At 61.3% G+C, this 23,524-nt stretch carries 21 protein-coding genes; 8 read left to right on the top strand and 13 right to left on the bottom strand.

What is annotated here, in order from left to right; translation table 11 throughout:
- Positions 1-12: 12 nt before the first annotated feature.
- A complete protein-coding gene (locus DXT88_RS08075) occupies positions 13-1,002 on the bottom strand; it encodes an aldo/keto reductase (protein WP_265212529.1) in 990 nt (329 codons plus the stop codon).
- 158 nt (positions 1,003-1,160) lie between these two features.
- On the opposite strand from DXT88_RS08075, the gene DXT88_RS08070 reads away from it, so the two are divergent.
- Positions 1,161-2,834: a Na+/H+ antiporter gene (locus tag DXT88_RS08070; protein ID WP_265212528.1), complete on the top strand. Its 1,674-nt coding sequence runs from the start codon at positions 1,161-1,163 to the stop codon at positions 2,832-2,834.
- A gap of 74 nt (positions 2,835-2,908) precedes the next feature.
- Here the strand turns inward: DXT88_RS08070 and acpA are convergent, their stop codons facing one another.
- Positions 2,909-4,546, bottom strand: coding sequence for an acid phosphatase (acpA, locus tag DXT88_RS08065; protein WP_265212526.1), 1,638 nt, complete (start codon positions 4,544-4,546; stop codon positions 2,909-2,911).
- Positions 4,547-4,697: 151 nt separating this feature from the next.
- On the opposite strand from acpA, the gene DXT88_RS08060 reads away from it, so the two are divergent.
- Positions 4,698-5,957 carry a cytochrome-c peroxidase gene (locus DXT88_RS08060; protein WP_265212524.1) on the top strand — a complete coding sequence of 420 codons (1,260 nt, stop codon included), beginning with the start codon at positions 4,698-4,700 and terminating at the stop codon, positions 5,955-5,957.
- Positions 5,958-6,046: 89 nt separating this feature from the next.
- Here the strand turns inward: DXT88_RS08060 and DXT88_RS08055 are convergent, their stop codons facing one another.
- From DXT88_RS08055 to DXT88_RS08030, 6 genes are all read right to left on the bottom strand, one after another.
- Complete coding sequence (locus DXT88_RS08055) at positions 6,047-6,283, bottom strand: hypothetical protein (RefSeq protein WP_265212522.1); 237 nt, start codon at positions 6,281-6,283, stop codon at positions 6,047-6,049.
- Positions 6,284-6,676: 393 nt separating this feature from the next.
- A complete protein-coding gene (locus DXT88_RS08050) occupies positions 6,677-7,528 on the bottom strand; it encodes a type 2 periplasmic-binding domain-containing protein (RefSeq protein ID WP_265212519.1) in 852 nt (283 codons plus the stop codon).
- Between the two features lie 5 nt (positions 7,529-7,533).
- Complete coding sequence (locus tag DXT88_RS08045; RefSeq protein WP_265212517.1) at positions 7,534-8,307, bottom strand: ABC transporter permease; 774 nt, start codon at positions 8,305-8,307, stop codon at positions 7,534-7,536.
- A gap of 221 nt (positions 8,308-8,528) precedes the next feature.
- Positions 8,529-9,539, bottom strand: coding sequence for an ABC transporter substrate-binding protein (locus DXT88_RS08040; RefSeq protein WP_407649283.1), 1,011 nt, complete (start codon positions 9,537-9,539; stop codon positions 8,529-8,531).
- Positions 9,536-10,321: an ABC transporter ATP-binding protein gene (locus DXT88_RS08035; protein WP_265212515.1), complete on the bottom strand. Its 786-nt coding sequence runs from the start codon at positions 10,319-10,321 to the stop codon at positions 9,536-9,538. The genes DXT88_RS08040 and DXT88_RS08035 overlap by 4 nt, the downstream gene beginning before the upstream one ends.
- A 200-nt stretch (positions 10,322-10,521) precedes the next feature.
- On the bottom strand, positions 10,522-11,400 hold the full coding sequence (locus DXT88_RS08030) for an NAD-dependent epimerase/dehydratase family protein (RefSeq protein ID WP_265212513.1): 879 nt from the start codon (positions 11,398-11,400) through the stop codon (positions 10,522-10,524).
- Between the two features lie 12 nt (positions 11,401-11,412).
- Here DXT88_RS08030 and DXT88_RS08025 point away from each other — a divergent pair, with 12 nt between their 5' ends.
- From DXT88_RS08025 to DXT88_RS08015, 3 genes are all read left to right on the top strand, one after another.
- Positions 11,413-12,444, top strand: a complete 1,032-nt coding sequence (locus tag DXT88_RS08025; protein ID WP_265212511.1) for a CDP-6-deoxy-delta-3,4-glucoseen reductase — start codon at positions 11,413-11,415, stop codon at positions 12,442-12,444.
- Between the two features lie 346 nt (positions 12,445-12,790).
- Positions 12,791-13,993, top strand: a complete 1,203-nt coding sequence (locus tag DXT88_RS08020; RefSeq protein WP_016835542.1) for an acetylornithine transaminase — start codon at positions 12,791-12,793, stop codon at positions 13,991-13,993.
- Positions 13,994-14,009: 16 nt separating this feature from the next.
- Positions 14,010-14,546 (top strand): C40 family peptidase, encoded by a 537-nt coding sequence (locus DXT88_RS08015; RefSeq protein ID WP_265212510.1) that lies wholly within the window; start codon positions 14,010-14,012, stop codon positions 14,544-14,546.
- A gap of 113 nt (positions 14,547-14,659) precedes the next feature.
- Here the strand turns inward: DXT88_RS08015 and DXT88_RS08010 are convergent, their stop codons facing one another.
- From DXT88_RS08010 to DXT88_RS07990, 5 genes are all read right to left on the bottom strand, one after another.
- Positions 14,660-15,556, bottom strand: coding sequence for a FadR/GntR family transcriptional regulator (locus DXT88_RS08010; protein ID WP_265212509.1), 897 nt, complete (start codon positions 15,554-15,556; stop codon positions 14,660-14,662).
- Between the two features lie 123 nt (positions 15,557-15,679).
- Positions 15,680-16,741: an Ldh family oxidoreductase gene (locus DXT88_RS08005; protein ID WP_265212508.1), complete on the bottom strand. Its 1,062-nt coding sequence runs from the start codon at positions 16,739-16,741 to the stop codon at positions 15,680-15,682.
- A gap of 30 nt (positions 16,742-16,771) precedes the next feature.
- Positions 16,772-18,265: a tripartite tricarboxylate transporter permease gene (locus DXT88_RS08000; protein WP_265212506.1), complete on the bottom strand. Its 1,494-nt coding sequence runs from the start codon at positions 18,263-18,265 to the stop codon at positions 16,772-16,774.
- Positions 18,266-18,275: 10 nt separating this feature from the next.
- A complete protein-coding gene (locus DXT88_RS07995; protein WP_016835547.1) occupies positions 18,276-18,752 on the bottom strand; it encodes a tripartite tricarboxylate transporter TctB family protein in 477 nt (158 codons plus the stop codon).
- 131 nt (positions 18,753-18,883) lie between these two features.
- Positions 18,884-19,858 carry a Bug family tripartite tricarboxylate transporter substrate binding protein gene (locus tag DXT88_RS07990; RefSeq protein ID WP_265212505.1) on the bottom strand — a complete coding sequence of 325 codons (975 nt, stop codon included), beginning with the start codon at positions 19,856-19,858 and terminating at the stop codon, positions 18,884-18,886.
- Between the two features lie 556 nt (positions 19,859-20,414).
- Here DXT88_RS07990 and DXT88_RS07985 point away from each other — a divergent pair.
- The 3 genes from DXT88_RS07985 to DXT88_RS07975 all read left to right on the top strand — a co-directional run bounded on the left by DXT88_RS07985 (position 20,415) and on the right by DXT88_RS07975 (position 23,500).
- Positions 20,415-20,597: a hypothetical protein gene (locus DXT88_RS07985; RefSeq protein ID WP_265212504.1), complete on the top strand. Its 183-nt coding sequence runs from the start codon at positions 20,415-20,417 to the stop codon at positions 20,595-20,597.
- 80 nt (positions 20,598-20,677) lie between these two features.
- Positions 20,678-22,405, top strand: a complete 1,728-nt coding sequence (locus DXT88_RS07980) for an IlvD/Edd family dehydratase (protein WP_265212502.1) — start codon at positions 20,678-20,680, stop codon at positions 22,403-22,405.
- Positions 22,406-22,543: 138 nt separating this feature from the next.
- Complete coding sequence (locus DXT88_RS07975) at positions 22,544-23,500, top strand: C-terminal binding protein (protein WP_265212500.1); 957 nt, start codon at positions 22,544-22,546, stop codon at positions 23,498-23,500.
- Positions 23,501-23,524: the final 24 nt, after the last annotated feature.

Raw genomic sequence — 23,524 nt, 5'->3', positions numbered from 1 at the left:
TAAGGATTTAGCTCAAGGAGCGCTGGCCTGGTCCAGCTGGGCGATGGCGGCCGCGTCCAGCGACAGGCGCGTTGCCGCGATCAGCGCATCCATCTGCTCCAGCGTGGTGGCGCTGGCGATCGGCGCGGTGATGCTCGGACGTGCAATCAGCCATGCCAATGCCACCGCAGCGGGCGTACTGTCGTAGCGTTCAGCAACGGCGTCCAGCGCATCAAGGATGCGCAGGCCGCGCGGATTCAGGTAGCTTTGCGTCTTGCCGCCGCGGGTGCTCTTGCCGAGGTCTTTTTCGGAGCGATATTTACCGCTGAGGAAACCGCTGGCCAGCGAGTAATAATTGATGACGCCGATTTTCTCCTTGAGGCAGTACTGCTCAAGATTGTTTTCAAAGTCGGCGCGCGAATACAGGTTGTATTCCGGTTGCAGCGTCTGGTACAGCGGGTAGCCATGTTCACGACTGAGCTTGCGTGCTTCTTCCAACCGGCCGGCGCCGAAATTGGATGCGCCGATCAGACGCACCTTGCCTTGCTGGACCAGTTCGCCGTAGGTGTGCAGGGTTTCTTCCTGCGGCGTGTTCTTGTCGTCGGTGTGCGACTGGTAGAGATCGATGTAGTCGGTTTGCAGGCGCGTCAGCGAGTCCTCCACCGCGCGTCTGATGTAGGCCGGCGACAAGCCGACCTTGCCGTCGCCCATGTCCATGCCGACCTTGGTGGCGATGACCAGCTTGTCGCGCCGGCCGCCTTGCCTGATCCATTTGCCGATGATGGTTTCGGATTCACCGCCCTTGTTGCCGCTGGCCCAACGTGAATAAACGTCGGCGGTATCGACCAGGTTGAGGCCGGCGTCGACGAATTTGTCGAGCAGGGAGAACGAGGTCGCTTCGTCGGCGGTCCAGCCGAACACGTTGCCGCCGAACGCCAGCGGTGCGACTTCAATGGCGGAATTGCCGAGCTTGCGATATTCCAGTTGATTGCCGTTTTTATCAGTTGTATCAGTCGTACCCATTGCATGTACTCCGTGTCGCCGAGGAGCAATGATTTTATGCCTGATCCGCTTTTTCTGCCGGAGCCCGCGCAGGCTCTATACTTACGACTCGTCAGGTCCTGATTTTTTAGTCGGGAGCTCCGCTTCTGTCTCTGCCCCAATCTTCTGCTTTCGTTCCGATGGAAATTGTCTTCACCGTTCTGATCCTGCTGTTGGCCGTCGCCGTTTCCGGCGTAGCCGCGCGCCTTGTCCCCTTCAAGATCCCGCTGCCGCTGTTCCAGATCGGCCTTGGCGCCGTGCTGGCGCTGCCGCTGTTCGGCCTGCGCATCAGCTTCGACCCTGAACTGTTCCTGCTGCTGTTCATCCCCCCGCTGCTGTTTACCGATGGCTGGCGCATGCCCAAGCGCGAGTTCTTCCGGCTGGCGCAACCTATCCTGGCGCTGGCGCTCGGCCTGGTGCTGTTCACCGTGGTCGGGGTCGGCTACTTCATCCACTGGATGATTCCGGCCATCGCGCTGCCGTCGGCATTTGCGCTGGCGGCGGTGCTGTCGCCGACCGACGCCGTCGCGGTGTCGTCCATCATCGGCAAGCGCCGACTGCCGTCCACCATGCAGCACGTGCTCGAAGGCGAAGCGCTGATGAACGACGCGTCCGGCCTGGTGGCGTTCAAGTTCGCCATCATCGCGGTGCTGTCGGGCACCTTCTCGCTGCTCGACGCCGGCATCAGCTTCACGCTGATCGCCATCGGCGGCATCGCGGTCGGTTTGATCGTGGCCTGGGGGTTCGGCCTGATCCGCCGCAAGATCATCGAGTGGAGCGGCGACGAACCCGGAATCCAGGTCGTGTTGCTGTTGCTGATTCCGTTTTCGGCCTACATCTTCGCCGAACACTTCGGCCTGTCCGGCATCCTGTCTGCGGTCGCCGCCGGCATGCTGATGCCTTACATCGACACCGCCGGCGCCGAATCGGCCGCCACGCGCATGCAGAGCCAGAGCATGCTGACGATGCTGGACTTCGTCTTCAACGGCATGTCCTTCATCCTGCTGGGCCTGCAATTGCCGGGCATTGTCAGCCTCGCGCATCTCGACGCCCAGGTCGCCGGCAACGTGCCGGTGTGGCATTTGTTCGCCTACATCGTCGCGATCACGGTAGCGCTGATCACGTTGCGTTTCGTCTGGGTCTGGTTCAACCTGCGCCTGCGGCGCTTCTCCAATGCGGTGCGCGGCCAGCGCGCCAGACAACGCTATTTCGATGTGCGCCTGATCAGCATCACCGCGTTGGCCGGTGTGCGCGGCGCGATCACGCTGGCCGGCGTAATGTCGATTCCGCTGCTGATGCCGAATGGCCATGCCTTTCCGGCGCGCGACCTGCTGATCTTCCTGGCGACGGGAGTGATCGTGTGTTCCCTGCTGGGCGGCAGTTTTTTACTGCCGTGGTTGCTCACTGGCCTCAAGCTCGACGCCGACAATGAGCGCCGCCGTACGGAAGAAACCATGGCGCGCCTGCGCGTCTCGGAAGCGGCGGTGCGCAGCATCGAAGAAGCGCAGGAGCGACTTGGCGCCGACATGGATCAGGAAGACCTGGCGCTCCTCACCGAAGTCAGCGGCAGCCTGCTGGCGACTTATCGCATGCGCATGGACGCCGAAAGCGGTACCGAAGAAACCCACCGCACCGCCAATCGCGCCAAGCATTTCGAACGCGAACTGCGACTCGAAGCGATCCGGGCCGAACGCCGTGAAGTCCATCACCTGCGCGCCGAGCAGCAGATCAACGACGAGACCTTCATCGCGTTGATCAACCAGATCGATCTGGCGGAAACCTGGCTGATGGGGTCGCTCAACGCTGCGCATTGAACGATGGAGATGAAAAAAAACGGCGTCACGCTGATCGCGATGACGCCGTTTTCATTTCCAGCCCAGCGAAAGACTTAGTTCGCTTGCGATGCCAGTGCGTTGCTCAGATCGCCGATCGGCGTGCCGCCGTTGGCCTGGATCGCCTTGTCGCGCAGCGCGATGCCGTCAAGCACCGGCAGCGACCAGCGCCGCGTGATGAAGCGCAGTACCGAACTGGTGTCGTACAGGCTGTTGTCGACATAGCCCTTTTTCGCATACGGCGACACGATGATCGCCGGGATGCGCGTACCCGGACCCCACTTGTCGGCCTTCGGCGGCGCGGCATGATCCCAGAAGCCGCCGTTCTCGTCATAGGTCACGACGATCAGCATGTGCTTCCATTGCGGGCTCTGGCGCAGCTTGTTGACGACGTCGGCAATGTGCGCGTCGCCCGATGCGACGTCGGCATAACCGGCGTGCTGGTTCAGGTTGCCCTGCGGCTTGTAGAACGACACGGCAGGCAGCTTGCCTGCCGCCGCGTCCTGCAGGAAGCTGGCGTCGAAGTCTTTCAGATGCTCGGCACGGTAAGCGGCGTTCTTGACCGGATCCATGTTGGCGAAATAGTTGAACGGCTGGTGATGGAACTGGAAGTTCGGGGTCGGCGACGGGAACTTGCGATCGCCCTGCGCCGCCTTCAGCGTGGAATTCCATGCACCGGCATACCAGGCCCAACTGACGCCCTTGCCGCTCAGCAGATCGCCGATGTTTTTCTGCGTTTGCGGCGGCAGCGTCGAGGCGCTGTTCGGATCGGCATAGAGCTTGGCGGCGTCGCTTGCGGGTGCGGCGACATTGCTCGGCTGGTAAGCCGGCTGCATGGTGTTGACGGCGTAATACATGCCCTTGTCGTCGGCCGGAGTCAGCGTGCCGTCATTGGCGTATTTGGGTGCGCCGCCGAGCACCGATTTCGGCGTGCTCGGCGCCGGCGTGAGGCGCACGAAATTGCCTTGCGCGTCGAACTCGACCTTGGAGATGCCGCCCTTGGCCGGCGACTTGTCGGCATTCGGGTATTGCGGCGTGCAGGCGCAGATCAGGTATTGATGATTCTGGAACGAACCGCCGAAGGAGCCCATGAAGAAGTTGTCGGCCAGCGTGTACTCTTTCGCCAGTTGCCACATCGCCATGTTGCTGCCGTCGTAGTAGCCCATCGACAGACCGCCGGCGTCGGAATAGGTCGCGAACCTGTCGTTCCTGCCGCCGTTGATCTGCATCTGGTTATTGTAGAAGCGATGCACCAGGTCGCGCGTGACGACGCTGGCTTCCAGCGCCACGCCATCCTTGCCGTCGATCTGAAACGGCTTGTTCGGCAGGCCGGCCGACTGCGCCTGCGTGATCACCTTGCTCTGGCCCGGCGCGGTCATGCCGCCCCAGGTCGGCGGCAGCACCGGCAGCACGGCACCGTCGACATCCACTTGCGGCAGGTACACGCCTTTCGACGACGGATTCACGCCGGGGATACCGTTGGCGCCCGGGAACAAACCGTACAAGGTATCGAAGCCGCGGTTCTCGGCATAGATCACGACTACGGTATCGATATTGCGCACGGCGGCGTCATCGCCGGCGATGTTGGCGTTGCCGCCGCAGGCGGAGAGTCCCGCCGCAATGGAGATCGCGGCGACGGCCGCAAGCGACAAGCGGATTGGCTGGCTGAAAGACTGGCTGATGTTGGCTCGCATGGATCTCTTTTTAATTTGACATGGGAATGATGAGGCAGGATACAACCGACAGGGACACGATGCTAGCCGAAAAATATAACTGCAGAATGACATTGCAGGGCTGCGAGCACTCCTTCATCGACAAGTCACAGAGTTTTGCTATCCTGCGCCCATGAAAGCCATTCCAATCATTGCCGCGCTGGCAGCGCTTGCCTTCGTGGCGCTGCGATTCGACAGCCAGTCTCCCGCCGTCGCGGCTTCCGGCTACGCTGCTCCCGCCTACACCGGCGCCGCCTATGCGCCGCAGCCGGGCCGCCGTCCCGGCGTGGAAGAAATGACCGCGCTCGGGCGCACCATGTTTTTCGATCCGTCGCTGTCAGGCTCCGGTCAGCAATCGTGCGCAACCTGCCACAGTCCCGAGCATGCGTTCGGTCCACCCAACAATCTGTCGGTGCAACTCGGCGGCAAGGACATGAAAACCGCCGGCACGCGCGCGGTGCCTTCGCTGCGCTATCTGCAAAACGTGCCGCCGTTCAGCGAACACTTCCATGATGACGACGGCGACGACAGCATCGACGCCGGCCCGACCGGCGGCCGCACCTGGGACGGCCGCGCCGATTCGGCGCACGACCAGGCGCGCATCCCCTTGTTGTCGCCGCACGAAATGGCCAATGCCTCGCCCGCCGATGTGGTGGCCAAGCTCAGGCGCGCGCCCTACGCCGCACAGTTCCGCGCGACCTTCGGCGAGACGATTTTCGATGACGGCGCGCGCGCCTTCGAGTCGGCGCTGATGGCGCTGGAAGTGTTCCAGGAAAGCCCGGCCGATTTCTATCCCTACACCAGCAAATACGACGCTTACCTGCGCAAGCAGACTTCGCTGAACGCGCAAGAGTTGCGCGGGCTCGAATTGTTCAACGAACCGACCAAGGGCAATTGCGCGTCCTGCCACATCAGCGAAATCCTGCCCAACGGTGCGTTCCCGCAATTCACCGATTACGGCCTGATCGCCGTGGGCGTGCCGCGCAACAAAAGGATTCCGGCCAACAAGGATCCGCGCTATCACGACTTCGGCCTGTGCGGACCGGAGCGCACCGACTTCCAGGACAACCCGGAGTATTGCGGCCTGTTCAAGACGCCGACCTTGCGCAACGTGGCGCTGCGCGGCAGCTTCTTCCACAATGGCGTTTTCCACACGCTGCAAGAAGTCATGGAGTTCTACGTCCAGCGCGATACGAATCCGGAAAAATGGTATCCGCGCAATCGCGACGGCAGCATCCGCAAGTTCGACGACCTGTTGCCCGCGCATTTTCCGAATGTGAATGTGGAAGCGCCGTTCGACCGCCAGCCGGGCGACAAGCCGGCGCTCAGCGATGCGGAGATCAAGGATGTGATTGCGTTTCTGAAGACGCTGACGGACGGCTACAAGCCGTAGTACTCAACATACGGCGATCCACTGCGGACGCACTGCGCGTTAACGACAAAAACCCGCCGCGGCGGGTTCTTTGCTTCAACTGGAACCGATCAGGCAGTCGTGCTGATGGTGGTGCCGATGACTTCGCCGTTGGAGTTGCGCGAGGCCTGGCGCGCTTGCGCCTGACGGGTTTCTTCCGCACGCTGTTCCTCGATCCGGCGCTGTGCGTCTTCGGCGTCCTTGCGGGCCTGCGTGCGGCGTGCTTCGTCCAGGTTGTCTACCGACGGACCGGAGTTGGGAGAACTTGGCACGGCGCCAGGCGAACTGGCAGTAATTGCGACGTCCATATTGATCACCTTTCTAACCAGATTTCAAAGCTGCCCGGCGTCTTGGAAAAGCGCGGACAGGACTTCATCTTACACCTTCGCAGCCGTACGCCAAGCCACTTGGCAGAATTCGTCACAAACCCGAATTGCCCGATTGGCAACGGATTACGGTCGATTGGCCAGTTCTTGCTCCGCCTGATTTGATGTCTGCGAGAAGACGGTGCCGGACGTCTCGTCTCAAAGCCTGACGGCGACCGGCTATTCCTCCCCGGAAATTATTATGGCGCCTTCCCGATGTCAGCAGCGCTGCGTTTGCTCGCCGCGCAAATATATCTTTCCATTGCCACAACATCAGGAAAACTCCGACTTCGCAGTGATCAATACGGCACAGCCGCTACTGGTCGGTCCAGCACGTCAATGGCAATCCGGCACGTTCTGATCCAGGTACACCTCAAAGGCCACGGTGTTGCTCCACTTCTTTTTTTGCGCCGTCCAGAAGTCGCCGCGCGACCATTCAGCGACGGTCTGCCTGAAGTAGGCGATCGCCGCGCCGTCTGCGACGGGGACCTTGACCATCAGCATTGAACGGCTTTGCGGCGGTAACTGCGCGGAGAATTTTTTCCACTCGGGCAGCTTGAGCAATTCCTTGAGCATGGTGTCGTCATGCACGGCGGCGTCGCACTGGCCGATGCGCACCGCCAGCAAGGAGTCGGCCGGCGCGCGCATCACTTTTTCGACGGCGCCGTAACGCGCGGTCATCTGCCCGACATACGAGCCGCCTTCGGACAGGCACACGGTGCGGCCCTTGAGTTGTTCCCACTTCTTGATGTCAGTATCGGTGCGCATGATGGCCATCGCGCCGACGCTGTAGCCGGTCGGGATCAGCACGCTGCCGTCGGCGGCGGCGCCGCTGCGCGCTGCGCCCTCCTCCACCGTCACCAGGGCGATGTCGGGACGCGCGCCTTTCGAGGCTTGCACCGCCTTGCCATCATCGCCGGTACCGGCGTTATTGGTATTGCGCACGCTGTCCAGCCTGAGGTTCAGACGTTTGGCTATATCTTCGGCGAGGATGACGTCGACGCCTTCCGGCGTACGGAATTTGGCGCCTGCGGTATAGGCCGGCGGCACATAATTCTGCCCGATACGGACAGCGCCACGCGTCTTGGCGTCATCCAGCACACCGGCTTGCGCACCCGTGAATGCGCTCACTGCCAACACGAAGGCGGACAGGCGCAGCAAGAGGACGAAGACGGACGGCGTATTCATCGGGATCAGACGTATTGGTAGCGCAGCAGACGATGCTTGAGGTTTTCAAGAATGACCTGATCGATCAGCGCGGCGAGGATGGCGATGGTCAGAATGTTGGTCATCACGCCGACCATGTCGGCGGTCTCGCCCGAGTACGCCAGCGTACGGCCGAGGCCCTTGCCGAAACCGATCAGCATCTCGGCTGAAATCAGCGCACGCCAGGCGTTGCCGAACGCCAGTTGCGCGCCCGTGATCAACTCAGGCATCACGGCCGGCAGATACACGCGGCGCAACATGCCGAGGCGCGAGGCGCCCATGACGCGCGCAGCGGACACATGCACTTGCTGCACGCTTTCGGTGGCGTTCATGACCGATAAGGCGGCGGGGAAAAACGCTGCGATCGCGACGACGACAATGATCGGCAGATTGCCGAAGCCCATCAGGATCAGGAACAGCGGCACCCACGCAATCGAAGGAATCGACTGCAGGATGATGATGGCCGACTTGAGCACTTCACGGAAGAAGAACAGCACCGCGCCGATCAGGCCGAAGCCGATGCCTAACAGCAGCGCCGCACCGTAACCGCCGCCCAGGCGCGTCAGGCTGCCCCACAGCGCGATCCGGAAAGCGGGCGTCTGCACTTCATTCCACAGCCGCTCCAGTACGGTCGGCACGCCCGGCATCAGGAAGTCAGGCAGGGACCATGCGGCAATCTGCCACATCAACAAAATGAAGGCGATCGCCAACACCATGGCGAATTTTTTACGGTAACCGGTAACGCGACGCTGAGAGCTCATAAATTAGAACTGAGTAAAACTGAGTAGAAATACAATGGCCGACGAAGTCGTCGGCCTGAATCGAAACTATGTTTAATTTTGAAAATTAATGGGAGAACCATCGCGGATCAGCAAGCGTAGCGAGCCGGTCAAGTTTGCGTCGAGAAGCGCAGCCGTACGGATGTACGGTGAGCATCGCAGACGCAAAATTGGCCGGCGCAGTAGCTTGATGACCGCGATTATTACAGTTTGCGGTCTTTTTGCCATGCTAGGTCGAGGATGCTGCGCACTTCAAACGGCTTGCCGTCCTTGGTCTTCAGCGAACCCTGGGCTTGCAGGATATCGGCGATTTCCTGCATGCGGTTCTGTTCTTTTTCGTTCAGCTTGGCATTGAAGGTCTGGCTCTTGATGGCGTCGCGGATCACGTCTTCGCGCAGCACTTCGCCATGCTTCAGGGTCTTCAGCGTCGGCTCGGCGATGAAGTAGCCGGCGATCAGCTTGGCCGCTTCGGCCGGCTTCTTCTTCAGCAGTTCGATGGCATCGCGTTGCGCGTCGAGCGACTTCCACACGGCGGCGCGGCGGTTCTTCAGGGTGTCGCCGGACGTGATCACGACCATGCAAGGGAAAGGCCAGACTTCGCCGATTTCATAGATTTGCTTGACCGGTGCGATCAGTTGCGCGATGCGCGCTTGCGGTTCGAACAGGAAGGCCGCATCGACGCGTTTGCCGACCAGCGACTGCACCGCCACTTGCGGGCTCACGCCAAGCACGTTGACGTCGTCGGCCTTGAGGCCGGCGTCACGGAACACCACGCCCTTCAACACCACATCGGCGGTGCTGCCTTCGGCTTGCGAAGCCAGGGTCTTGCCCTTGAGGTCGGCAACCTTGTTGATGTGCGCATCTTCACGCGCGACGATGGCGTGGTAGCCGAGTTGCGCGCCGCTGACCACCTTGAGGTCGGCGCCCTTGGACGCCCAGGCCACGGCATTGGTGAAACCGAACACGCCGCTGTCGAGCTGGCCGCCGACGATGGCCTTGATCAGGTCGGTGCCGGATTTGAATTCGATCAGTTCGACGTCAAGGCCGTACTTCTTGTATAGGCCGGCTTCATAGGCGGCCATTGCCTGCGCATCGTCCATCACGCGCAGATAGCCGATCTTGAATTTTTCGAGCGCCATGGCCGGCGTGGAAAACACCAGTGCGGCCAATGCCGTGGATGCCACCAGCAGCAAACGTTTCAATGTCGATTTCATATCCCAACCCCTTCTATGGTTTTAGCAAACTCGTCCTGTTCGGCATGAATGCCGAGCAGGCAGAGAATTTCGCGACGGATCGCCGAGAACTCCGACAGATCATGCGTCTTTTCGTGATGCACCAGATTGAATTCCTTGAGCACGGTAGCCGGACGCGCGCTGAACACCAGGATGCGGTCGGCCAGGAACAGCGCTTCATCGACGTCGTGCGTGACCAGCAGCACGGTCGGCGCCTTGCCCTGCACTTCCGAACGAATCAGTGTGCGCAATGCATCCTGCAGGGTCATGCGCGTCAATGCATCGAGCGCGCCGAACGGCTCGTCCAGCAGCAATGCTTTAGGCTGCGAGATGAAGGCGCGCGCCAGCGCCGCGCGTTGGCGCATGCCGCCCGAGACCTGGTGCGGATAGTAGGCTTCGAAGCCCGACAGGTTGACCTTGGCCAGCCATGCGCGCGCCTGCGCGGCGGCGGACTTCTTGTCGACCTTCTGGAATTCGAGCGCCAGCGCGACGTTCTGCTCCAGCGTGAGCCACGGATACAGCGCGTTTTCCTGGAACATCAGCGTGCGTTCCGGATGCGGGCCGGTGACCGGCTGGCCGTCGGCGAGAATGGAACCGGAGCTCGGTGTTTCCAGGCCGGCGGCAATGTGCAGCAGCGTCGACTTGCCGCAGCCGGACGGACCGACCAGCGCGACCAGCTCGCCCTGCTCGATGTCGCGGCTGAAATCGTCGATGACGTGCAGGCCGGAAAAACTCTTTTGTATGTTTTTGAAAGATAGCTTCATGAATTCTGTGCCGGCAATGCCGGCAGTGCTGACAAGGAGTAAAGCGCGTCGCCGATGCGTTGCACTCAAGGCAACTTTGCACGGACTTTCAGACGGTAGGTTGCGACTCTACTGGCATCGTGCTTGCCGGACAACAATTTAAAAGACGTATGCTTATGCGAAAAACAAATAAGCATAAATCTTTTATGGAAACATTTATTTTATGACAATGTTTTGAGCAGCGTCGCCACGTCCGGATAACGCAGACGCACGCCGAGTTCATTGCGCAAGCGGTCGTTGCGCAACCGGCGCGACTCCGACATGAACGACAGCATCATCGGCGTGACCTGTTGTTGCAGTTCGGCGCGCGGCAAGCGCGGCGGCGCCGGCAAATTGAACGTGCGCGCCACGGCGTCGAAATAGTCGCCCATCTTCATGTCCGAATCATCCACCGCGTGATACACGCGCAGCGGTCGCGCCTGATCGATGGCGCGCACCGCTATCGCCGCGAGATCGTCGGCGTGAATGTGATTGGTGTAGACGTCGTCCTCGGCGCTCAACGCCGGCGTCCCCTTCTGCAAGCGCTCCAGCGGCAGCCGGTCGCGCGCATAAATGCCGGGTACGCGCAGGATCGCCAGGCGGCTGCCGGAGCGCCGCGCCCAAGCCCGCAATACCTGCTCGGCGTCGACGCGGCGACGCGCGCGCGGATTGGCCGGCCGCGTCGGCCGCGTCTCGTCGAAACTGGCGCCGCCGCAATCGCCGTAGACGCCGGTGGTGCTGATGTAAACCAGATTGGCGCGGTCGGGTAAAATGGCGGCCAAATTGCGGGTGCGGCGGTCTTTCTCACCGGAAGATTGCGGCGGAGCAAGATGCACGATCACCTGCGCCAGGCGCGCCAGACGCGCCAGCGTGTCAGGCCGGTCGAGGTCGGCCACCAGCGGAATAGCGCCGGCGGCGCGCAGTTTAGCGCGGCGCTCCGGTTTGCTGGTGACGACGATCACGCGGAATCGCGCGCGCACCAGCGGCAGCATGCGCATGCCGACGTCGCCGCAGCCGAGCATCAACAGACGCGGTTTACCGATTTTTTTTACATTGTTCATTGTCAGGATTGTATGAGTTTTCAAGTTACCGTTCAGCCCAGCGGCCATCAGTTTACCTGTGACGAAGGCGAAACCATCCTCACCGCCGCAATTCGCGCCGGCGTCGGCCTGCCGTACGGCTGCAAGAACGGCGCATGCAGTTCCTGCAAGGGCAAGCTGGTCGAAGGCAGCGTGACCCACGGTCCGCATCAGGAACGCGCCTTGTCGGCACAGGACGAGAGCCTGGGCTTTTCCCTGTTCTGCTGCGCCCGCCCGAATTCGGACGTGGTCATCGAAGCGCGCGAAGTGGCCGGCATCGGCGACTTCCCGGTCAAGAAAATGCCGGTGCGCGTGGCCAAGCTGGACAAGGTCGCCGACGACGTCATCATCCTGTCGCTGCAATTGCCGGCCAACGACCGCCTGCAATACAAGGCCGGCCAGTACGTCGAGTTCATGCTGCGCGACGGCAAGCGCCGCAGCTACAGCATGGCCAATGCGCCGCACAAGGACGAGCACCTGACGCTGCACATCCGCCACATGCCGGGCGGCCTGTTCACCGACCAGGTGTTCTCGACGCTGAAAGAGCGCGACATCCTGCGCTTCGAAGGCCCGCTGGGCACCTTCTTCCTGCGCGAAGATTCGGACAAGCCCATCGTGCTGCTGGCCTCCGGCACCGGTTTCGCGCCGATCAAGGCGATCGTCGAGCAGCTCGAACACGCCAAATCGACCCGGCCGGTCACGCTGTATTGGGGCGGCCGCCGTCCGCAGGACTTGTATATGGATGAACTGTGCAAGACCTGGGCGCAGAGCCTGCCGAACTTCAAGTATGTGCCGGTGATCTCGAATGCCCAGCCGGAAGACAACTGGAGCGGCCGCGCCGGCTTCGTCCACCAGGCCGTCGTCGACGACCAGCCGGATCTGTCGGGCTATCAGGTGTATGCCTGCGGCGCGCCGATCGTGGTGGAATCGGCGCAGCGCGATTTCATCGCGAAGTGCGGCTTGCCGGAAGAGGAGTTCTACGCCGATTCGTTCACGTCGGCGGCGGATCTGGCGACGGTGCAGTAACTCAACGCAAGCGATGCAAGTCGGGACGTCCCTTCGCGTGCGGCTGCATGTTGCAAAGTGGTGAGCGTTCTAAAAATCAGCGGCAATTTGCACCAAATTAGTTTTGACGCATCGCGCAAAACGTCCTAATATTAACCGCATGAACGCCACCACCATTTCCTTGCGACGTCGTAGCCAACCTCAACGAGGTTTGCCGTGCGCGTGAGTTAATCCTGGTCACGAAGCCACAGGCAATCCCTGTGGCTTTTTTTTATCGTTTTTTTCGTGGCCGCGTTGCTTGATTTAATTACAGTTCGGTTACCGCCGCCTTTCACATTTTTCACACATCCTTAGCAGGAGTCACTCCATGGAATTCAACGAGTTCGCCATCAACAAGCTGATGTATGTCACTAACCGCCCTGAAATCGTTTTCACCGAAGGCAGCGGCATGTGGATGACCGATCACACCGGCAAGCGCTACCTCGACTATCTGCAAGGCTGGGCCGTCAACGCGCTGGGTCACGCGCCGCAATGCATCTCCGATGCGCTGGTCGCACAGGGCAAGAAACTGATCAACCCGTCGCCGGCTTTCTACAATGCGCCGTCGATCGAGTTGGCCAACCTGCTGACCGAGAACTCCGTTTTCGATCGCGTGTTCTTCACCAACAGCGGCGCCGAAGCCAATGAAGGCGCATTCAAGCTGGCCCGCAAATGGGGCAAGCTCAACAAGAACAGCGCCGGCGAAGACCGCTTCGAAATCATCACCTTCAACCACAGCTTCCACGGCCGCACCATCGCGACCATGTCGGCCAGCGGCAAGCCGGGCTGGGACACCATGTTCGCGCCGCAAGTACCGGGCTTCCCGAAGGCCGAACTGAACGACCTGGCCAGCGTCGAGCGCCTGATCAGCAAGAAGACCGTGGCCGTCATGCTGGAACCGGTGCAGGGCGAAGGCGGCGTGATTCCGGCCACGCGCGAATTCATGCAAGGCCTGCGCCGCCTGACCAAGAACGCCAACCTGCTGCTCATCGTCGATGAAGTGCAGACCGGCGTCGGCCGCACCGGTGAACTGTTCGGCTATCAACTGTCGGGCATCGAACCGGACATCATGACGCTGGGCAAAGGCATCGGCGGCGGCGTGCCGCTGGCAGCCCTGCTGGCGCGCGAAGAAATCGCCTGTTTCGAAGCCGGCGAACAAGGCGGCACCTACAACGGCAATCCGCTGATGACTGCGGTCGGCGCCGCCGTGATCAAGGAATTGCTCAAGCCCGATTTCCTGCCTGCGGTCAAGGCTACCGGCGCTTACCTCAGCGCAGAACTGATCAAGCTGTCGGACAAGCACGGTTTCGAAGGCGAACGCGGCGAAGGCTTGCTGCGCGCGCTGAAGCTGGGCAAGGACATCGGTCCGCAAATCGTCGAAGCCGCGCGCGACCTGAATCCGGTCGGCCTGCTGCTCAACTCGCCGCGTCCGAACCTGATCCGCTTCATGCCGTCGCTGAACGTGACCAAGGATGAAATCGACCAGATGCTGACCATGCTGGAAGGCGTGCTGGTGAAACTGGGTCATTGATCCGGGGGCGGCAGCAATGCGTAGCCTTCAGTTATCAAATCCATTGCATGCGCTCGCCGCCTGCTGCATCGCCGTCCTCCTGACGGCCTGCGGCAGTGCGCCGATGCGTGCGCCGGAAGCCTCGAAACCGACGTCTACACCGACGCCGACCGACATCCGTTCCGAAGCCGCCACCGAACATGGCAGCGAGATAGCGATTTATGCGCTGGACATGATCGGCACCGGTTATCGCTTCGGCGGCAAGAATCCGGACGCCGGCTTCGATTGCAGCGGCATGGTGTCGTACATATTCAACCGCGCCGCCGGCCTCAAGCTGTCCGGCAGCGCGGCCGACATGGCGCGCCAGGGACGCCAGATCGACAAATCCAATCTGCGTCCCGGCGATCTGGTGTTCTTCAACACCCTCAACCGGCCGTTCTCGCATGTCGGCATCTACATCGGCGACGGGCGTTTCGTGCATGCGCCATCGGGTAACGGCAAGGTGCATATCTCGCGGATGGACAATCCGTATTTCGCACCGCGCTTTGAAATGGCCAGGGCTTACTTCAACTAGCGGAGGCGAAGCGCATGGACCACACGCCCGCGCGCCGCGCCGGAACTCTTCATCATGATGTCCGCTGCCTGGATGACTTCAAGCTGTCCCACGACAAGCTGGGATAGCTTGCCTCAGGCGCGTGCGCTGCGACGTTTGGCCGGGGCCGGTGCGCGTTTGACTGCGGCTTTCGGCGCCGGCGTTTTCTTTACGGCAGCCGGTTTGGTTATGCGTTTGACCGGAGTGCTCTTGAGCGCAGCCTTCTTCGCGTCCGGTTTGACGATGCCGATTTCTTTCACCGGTCCGGCTTTTTTCTTCTTGATCTGTGCGGCCTGCCCTACCAGACTGGCGCTGTAGCGCTTGAACGCGATATCCATGTGACGCCGCATCGCCTGCCGCGCCATTTCCGGATCGCGGGCGCGCAGGGCTTTCATCACGCGCGAATGTTCTTCGATCGCGTCGTTCCATACCTCGATGGTATCGAAGTGGCTGTGCAGGCGATCGAACAGCGGTCCCAGACGGGCATCGAACAATTGCGTCACCAGCCCGACCAGCACACTGTTGCCGGTCGCTTCGGCCACGCGAATGTGGAACAGGCGATCCGCTTCGAGCGGATTGGCGCCGGCGCTGGTGTTTTCGATCATTTGCTGAAACGCTTCTTCGATCGCGTCGATCTGCGCCTTCTTGCCATTCTTGGCGGCGGCATAGGCGACTTCGCCTTCCAGCATGGCGCGCGCACGGATCAGCTCCAGCGGTCCCTCCTGCGTGGACAGGTCGATCTCGCCTTCCGGCGCCGGCGACGGCGGGCAGACATAGATGCCGGAGCCCATGTGGACTTCGATGTAGCCTTCGACTTCCAGCGCGATCAGGGCTTCGCGCAGCGACGGCCGGCTTACGCCGAGCTGCACCGACAAATCACGCTCCGACGGCAAGCGCGAACCGACCGGGAATTCGCCGTCGACAATCAGCTTGCGCAGCTGGTCGCTGATCTGGCGGTACAGTCGTTGCGGTTCGATCGCTTCAATTGGCATAAGGAGGTCCGATGAAAAATTCTTAATCTTGGCGCCGGATTGTATCTCACCACAAGCGAATGACCAGCTTGCCGCCCGCCGCCGCCAACGCAGCAACGGGCGATGAAGGGTGATGTAGAGCAATCAGCCCAGCGCTGCCGGGAAACTCAGACCATATTGCTGTGCAGCCTCGCGCAATCCGGGTGCAATCGTCGGATGCAGCGCAACCCCCTGCTCCAGCTGCTGCGCACGGCGCGCCATGCCGCGGTCGCCGGGCATGCGCACTTTTTCCACGCCGGGTCGCGGTGGATTGTTGCGGCAGGCTTCGGCGATGTGATCCATTTGCCGCTTGAACGCCGCCTCGCCGCCGAACGCCGCGGGATCATACAAACTCATGAACACGGTGGCGCCCCAGCCAGCCGGCGGATCGGCGCGGCCGAAGCCGGACAGGCCGCCGGTCAGCGCTTCGATCAGCACCGCCAGGCCGAACCCCTTGTGACCGGCCGACAAACCGCCCAGCGGCAAAATCGTACCCGGCGGATCGGCGGCGAACACGGCGGGATCACGGCTGGCGTTGCCTTGTGCATCGAGCAGCCATTCTTCTTCAAATTGCTGGCCGGCCTTGTGCAGGCGATTGCTCATGCCGTTGGTAGTGATCGAGGCGGAAATATCGACCAGGAACGGCGTACCCGAAGTCGGAATACCGGCGGCGATGGGATTCGGCGTGAACACCGCGCGCGTGCCGCCGAACGGCGCCACGCTGTGCACCGCCGGATCGGAACTCGACAACACCATCAGGAAACCTTCTTCGGTCGCGCGCAGCAGGTATGCCGCGAGGCAGGCGATGTGATGGCTGTGATGAATCGCCAGCGATGCCGTACCGAGCTCGCGCGCGCGCGGAATCAGCGCATCAATGCCCTTGTGCACCAGCCACGGTCCGGGCAGGCGACGGCCGTCCCACACCAGCGCGGCGGGACGGTCGGACACCACCTCCGGTTCGCCGGAAGTGGTCATCCCGCCCTTCTCGATTTCTTTCACGTACGGCGCCAGCAAAGCCAGGCCATGGGTATCGTGGCCCAGCAGGTCGCCGTCGACCAGCGTACTCGCCACCGAAGCGGCAGGCTCCAGCGGCAGGCCGGCCTTTTGCAGCAGTTGGGTGGAGAACTGCTTGAGTTCGACGGCGGAAAAACGTTCGGGTGCAGCCATGTTGCAAACCATCCTTTCGTTATAAAAATCTCATGCGATTACCGGCTTCTTGCGCAAACCGCGCATGACCAGCGGCAACAGCCACAGCAATATCGTCACCACGCCCAAGGTACCGGCGATGGGCCGGTTGAAGAAGGCAAGGAATTCACCATCGGCCTTGATCATCGAGGTGACGAAATGTTCTTCCAGCATGCCGCCCAGCACCACGCCCAGCACCGCCGGCGCGACCGGAAAACCGTTCTCTTCCATCAGGTAAGCCAGCAGGCCGAACACCAGCATGATGCCGACGTCGGACACGCTGTTGTTGGTGGCATACGAACCGACGATGCAGAACAACAGGATCAACGGCATCAGCAGATTACGAGGAACCCCGAGTATGCGCTTGGACACCTTGATGCACCAGTAGCCCAGCGGCAGCATCAGCAGGTTGGCGAGGATGAAGACGATGAAGATCGCATACATCGAGACCGGATTTTCGACGAAGATCATCGGACCGGGGTTCAGATTCTTCATGTACAGCACGCCGATCACGATGGCGGTGATCGAGTCGCCCGGGATGCCGAACACCAGCGCCGGAATCCACGCGCCGGCCAGCGCCGAGTTGTTGGCGGCGCCCGACTCGACGATGCCTTCCGGGTGGCCGGTGCCGAACTTCGCCGGCTCCTTCGACATCTTCTTGCTCATCGCATACGACATCCAGGCCGCGATGTCGGCGCCCGCACCGGGCAAGATGCCGACCAGCGTGCCGAGCACGCTGCCGCGCAGGATCGACTTCGGATATTTCACCGTCAATGCCCACATGCCCTTGAAGACGTTGCCGACCTTGCCGTCCGGGATGGTCATCGCCTGGTCTTTGGAAACCGCATAGCGCAGCACCTCGGACATCGCAAACATGCCGACCATCAGCGGCACCAGCGACACGCCGCTCAGCAAGTCGGCGTTGTCGAACGTGAAGCGCGGCACGCCGGCCGGATTGCCCATGCCGATGGAGGCGATGAACATGCCGATGAACAGCGAGACGAAACCTTTGAGCGCATTGTCCGACGCAATGAAAATCGCGCAAGTCAGGCCCATCAGCACCAGCCAGAAGTATTCGAACGAAGAAAACTTCAGCGCCAGCTCCGCCAGTACCGGCGCGGCCAGGATCAGTACGAAGGTGCCGAACAAACCGCCCACCGCCGAGAACACCAGGCTGGCGCCGAGCGCGATTTCGCCCTGCCCCTTTTTCGTCATGGCATAGGCTTCATCGGTATAGGCCGCCGATGACGGCGTGCCCGGAATCCGCAACAGACAGCCGGGGATATCGCCCGAGAAAATCGCCATCGCCGTGGCCGATACCATCGCCGCCACCGCCGGCACGGGGGGCATGAAGAAAGTCACCGGGACCAGCAAGGCCACGGCCATGGTGGCGCTGAGGCCGGGAATCGCGCCCATGAACAGTCCGAACATGGACGAACCGAGAATCACCGCCAGGACGTAAGGGTCAAACACCAGCCCGAAGGCGGTATAGATATTGGCAAGCATGGTCGCTCCTTTACCAGGCCACGGACTTGAGAAGACCCCACGGCAGCGGGACCTTCAGCAGTTTGTAGAAGATGTAGTGGATGCCCAGCGCACTGGCGAGGGCGACCGGCAGCGCAACCACCAGGCGTGCGCCGAAGGTTGCGAACAGGGATAGCAGCAGGATGGTCGCCGTCGGCAGGAAGCCCAGGGGCTCGGAGGCATAGATGTAAAACACCAGCGACAACAGCACCAGCGCATAGGCGAACACGGCGCGCCGCTCGCCGGCCCATTCGGGCAGGCTGACCCAGCTTTCGCCGGAAGCGCGTCTTTCGCGCACGCCCTTGACCATGAGCAGGATCGCGCAGATCAGGAAGGCTACGGCCAGCGCTTGAGGGAACAGGCCCGGCCCGATCTGCTGGGCCATCGTGGGCAGGTTCGCCGAGTAGACGTAAATCGCGGCGGCGAATATCGCCAGCAGGATTCCGGAAACGGTATCGTTGATTTTCATGGCAGCAGAGTTCGGAGGTACGGCGGATTCAATCATGGCTCCTCATCTTCGTCACATGCCACGTGACGTGATGTGAAACCGCGCGAAAAAATATACGCGCGGACGGTCAACCGGGACCGTCCGCAAGCTGGCTACTTCGCCATGCCCAGGGTCTTCAGGATCTGCCCCATGTCGCTGTCGCTTTTCTCCATGAACTTGCCGAACTCGGCCGAGTCGGCATACATCGTGCCGAAGCCGCGTCCACCCATGAAGTCCTTGTACTCCTTGCTGTTGTAGATTTTCTGCAGGTGTCCGGCCAACCTGGTCTGGATATCGGCAGGCAGGTTCCTGGGCGCGACGATGCCGCGCCAGGCGCCGATGGTCCAGTTGCTTCCGGTCAGGCTCTTCAGCGTCGGCACCTTGGGATACAGTGCGGCCGGTGCGTTGGCCATGATCACCAGCGGACGCGCCTTGCCGGCATCGATCAGGGAACGTGCTTCCGGCAGCGAAGCGGCGACGATGTCGACACCGCCCGCGGCCAGATCAACCATCGCCGGCGCGGCGCCGTTGGACGGCACGAAGCGCACTGCGGTCGGCTCCAGCTTGAGGTCGCTCAGCATGCCGGCCAGGCCGAGATGCCAGATGCCGCCCTGGCCGGTACCGGAGGCCTTGAGCTTGCCGGGATTGGCCTTGACTGCCTTGAGCAGGTCGTCGAAAGTTTTGTACGGCGATTCGGCGCTGACGGTGAGCGCGGCCGGATCGAAATTCATGAGCGCGATCGGCGTGTAATTCTTGTAGCTCAGCTGGGTCAGGCCCTGATGGTGCATCATGGCGATCTCCACCGTGGCCAGGCCGATGGTGTAGCCGTCCGGGGCGGCGCCCGCGATGGCTTGATGACCCACCACGCCGTTGCCGCCGGTGCGGTTGACGACGTTGACGGGCTGGCCCAGTTCTTTTTCCAGCAACGCGCCGATGATACGTGCAGTGGCGTCGGTGCCGCCGCCTGCGCCCCACGGCACGACCAGCGTCACCGGCCGATCCGGCCATGCCGCATGTGCAGCACCAAAGCTTAAAACCGCGGCTGCGGCGATGACTGTCTTCAACAGATTTCTACGTATTCCCATCATTGTCTCTCCTCCGTTAGATGGTAAAAGCAGGCAGTTTCGCCTGTTGCGTACGGATTCATTGCAAATCCGTCGATGAACCATGCAGCGCGATCTGTGTCGGCTTATCCCTCTCTCCGTGCTGGTATTTTCTTTATTTTTTCCTTGCTTTTGTTTCCTGACAAAATCTTGTCAAGCGGTCATGTGGTCTTACCAGAACGAGAAAAGAATTTCATATCACCCCCTCACTGTCAAGGCCGAAAAGCATGCACGAAAATAATTCATCTACGCCGCAACGCACCATTGGGCATCATGGAGGCATGAACGAAAACATGCGTAAGACGCCGATGAAAAGATGTATGACAAATCTGGTATTACCACTTGACCAAAGTCCGGATGCTGAAATAGACTCGCTGGCATCTTGACGACGCAGGCCGTTGCTGAATACATTTTCACCAGCGGTTTGCACGCATAAAAATACAAGAGCAGAAACTGCCGGCGGACCATACCGCAGCACTGGAGACAGGCATTGAAGAACTTAGCTAGCCGGGGGTGTAATTCCATCGTTCCGCAGCCGCGCATGCGCGGCCTGGCAGCGGCGTCCTTTTCCGTTTCCGCGCGTGTGCAATCCGGCGCCTGCGCTGCGTCAACCTCCCGCTATCTCTGTCATCTCGGCCATGCCGGCAACGGCGACGCCATGCTGGCGTATCACCTGATGGATTTCTCCCGCTACTTTTTCGACCAAAGCAATATTCGCCACTGATCCTTCCGACAGCCATCCGATACAGACAGCATTCTTGGCGCCTTCACGACCAGGCGCGCCATAAGGAAAAAGGAAAGAACATGAGCGACACCAAGACATTCACACGCCGCAGCCAGGCATGGTTCGGCCGGCAAGACCGCGATGGATTCATCTACCGTTCCTGGGTGAAGAACCGCGGCATTCCGCACGATCAATTTGATGGCCGTCCGGTCATCGGCATCTGCAATACCTACTCTGAACTGACACCCTGCAATTCGCACTTCCGCGCGCTGGCCGAACAGGTCAAGATCGGCATCTGGGAAGCCGGCGGTTTCCCGCTGGAGTTCCCGGTAATGTCGCTCGGCGAAACGCTGATGCGTCCGACTGCGATGCTGTTCCGCAATCTCGCCAGCATGGACGTCGAAGAATCCATCCGCGCCAATCCGCTCGACGGCGTGGTGCTGCTGATGGGTTGCGACAAGACCACGCCTGCGCTGCTGATGGGCGCGTCGTCGGTTGACCTGCCGACCATCGGCATCTCCGGCGGCCCGATGCTGTCCGGCAAATACCGTGGCGGCGAACTTGGTTCCGGCACCGGCGTATGGCAGATGTCGGAAGAAGTGCGTGCCGGCCAGATGTCGCAGGAAGAATTCTTCGAAGCCGAAAGCTGCATGCACCGTTCGCACGGCCACTGCATGACCATGGGCACGGCCTCGACCATGGCCAGCATGGTGGAAGCGCTGGGCATGAGCCTGCCGGGGAACGCGGCGATTCCGGCCGTTGATGCGCGCCGCAACGTGCTGGCGCGCAACTCCGGTCGCCGTATCGTCGAGATGGTCAAGGAAGACCTGATCATGTCCAGGATCCTGACCAAGGCCGCATTCGAAAACGCCATCCGCGTCAACGCCGGCATCGGCGGCTCGACCAACGCCGTGATCCACTTGCTGGCGATCGCCGGCCGCATCGGCGTCGACCTCAAGCTGGAAGAGTGGGACAAGATCGGCCAGAAGCTGCCGTGCCTGGTCAACCTGCAACCGTCGGGCAAATACCTGATGGAAGATTTCTACTACGCAGGCGGCCTGCCCTCGGTGATCCGCGAGCTTGAGAGCGTCATCGACAAGAGCGCCCTGTCGGCCAACGGCCAGACCCTGTGGGACAACTGCAAGGACGCGCCGAACTGGAACCGCGACGTCATCCACGCCTTCGACACACCGTTCAAGGCGGCCGCCGGCATCGCCATCCTGCACGGCAACCTGTGCCCGGACGGCGCGGTGATCAAGCCATCGGCCGCGACGCCGTCCTTGCTGAAACACACCGGCCGCGCCGTGGTGTTCGAGAACAGCGACGACCTGCACAAGCGGATCGACGACGAGAATCTGGACGTCGACGAGAACTGCGTGCTGGTGCTCAAGAATTGCGGTCCCAAGGGTTATCCCGGCATGGGCGAAGCGGGCAACATGCCGCTGCCGCCGAAGGTGCTGCGCAAAGGCATTACCGACATGGTGCGCGTGTCCGATGCGCGCATGAGCGGCACCGCTTATGGCACCGTGGTCTTGCACGTGACGCCGGAAGCCGCCGCGGGCGGTCCGCTGGCGCTGGTGCAGGACGGCGACCTGGTCGAGCTCGACGTCGACGCGCGCAAGCTGCACCTGCATGTCAGCGACGAAGAACTGGCACGCCGCCGGGCCTTGTGGCAAGCGCCGAAAGCACCTGCGGATCGTGGCTGGGTCAAGCTTTACGTGGATCATGTGCAACAGGCCAATCTTGGCGCCGACCTCGATTTCCTGGTCGGCAAGAGCGGCTCCGGCATTCCCAAGGATAACCACTGACGGCACAGGCAAGAATCTGAATTGATTTTTCAACAAACAAGCCGGCGGAAGTATCAGGCGCACTCCCCTTAAGGGAGCGATGACCGAAAAAAATGAACTTCCGCCTGTTTTGACTGCGACATATGGAGACATGAAGCAATGAAAGTATTGATTACCGATTACGATTTCCCCGATGTTGATCTTGAGCTGGCGCTGTATCGCGACGCCGGCGTCGAAGTGGTGACGGCGCAATGCCGCACCGAAGACGAGGTCATCAAGGCCGCCGAAGGCTGCGAAGGTTTGCTGGTTCAATATGCGCCCGTCAATGCCAAGGTGTTTGCCGCACGTCCCGAGATCCGCATCGCCAGCCGCTACGGCGCTGGCTTCGACACCATCAATACCGACGACGCCGCCAAACACGGCGTCTGGGTCGGCAACTCGCCCGACTACGGCGTCGGCGAAGTCTCCACGCATGCACTGGCGATGGCGCTCGACCTGATCCGCAACATCACCGGCTACGACCGCGACGTCAAGTCCGGCCAATGGCATTACACCACTGCCGGCAAGATCCAGCGCTGTTCCGAAATGACCATCGGCATCGTCGGTCTCGGCCGCATCGGCAAGCGCATGGCGCATATCAGCCGCAACCTGTTCAAGCGCGTGATCGCTTACGATCCGCACATCATCGACGGCGACTTCCCGGCCTATGTGGAACGCGTCGGCAAGGAAGAATTGTTCAGGCAGGCGCATGTGGTGTCGTTGCATACGCCGCTCAACGACGAAACCCGCGGCATGATCGATTCGTCGGTGTTGAAACTGATGCAACAGGACAGCTTCCTGGTCAATTCGGCACGCGGCGGACTGGTCAATATCGATGACTTGCTGAAGGCGCTCGACACCAATCTGAAGGGCGCCGGACTGGACGTCCTGCCGGTCGAACCACCGGAGACAAGTTCCGCTATTGTCCAGCACAAACGTGTGCTATTGTCGCCGCACGCCGCCTTCTATTCCGAAGTCGCCGCCAAGGAACTGCGTCGCAAGGCAGCGCAGAACCTGATCGACTGGGACCGCAATGGACGCCCGTCGTATGTGGTGGTGGAAGGCCGGAAGAAGTAAAACAAAAGCAGAGACAACAATACT

The organism is Herbaspirillum lusitanum, assembly GCF_026127345.1.
Classification (GTDB): domain Bacteria; phylum Pseudomonadota; class Gammaproteobacteria; order Burkholderiales; family Burkholderiaceae_D; genus Herbaspirillum; species Herbaspirillum lusitanum.
This window is presented reverse-complemented; position numbering and strand designations above follow the sequence as displayed.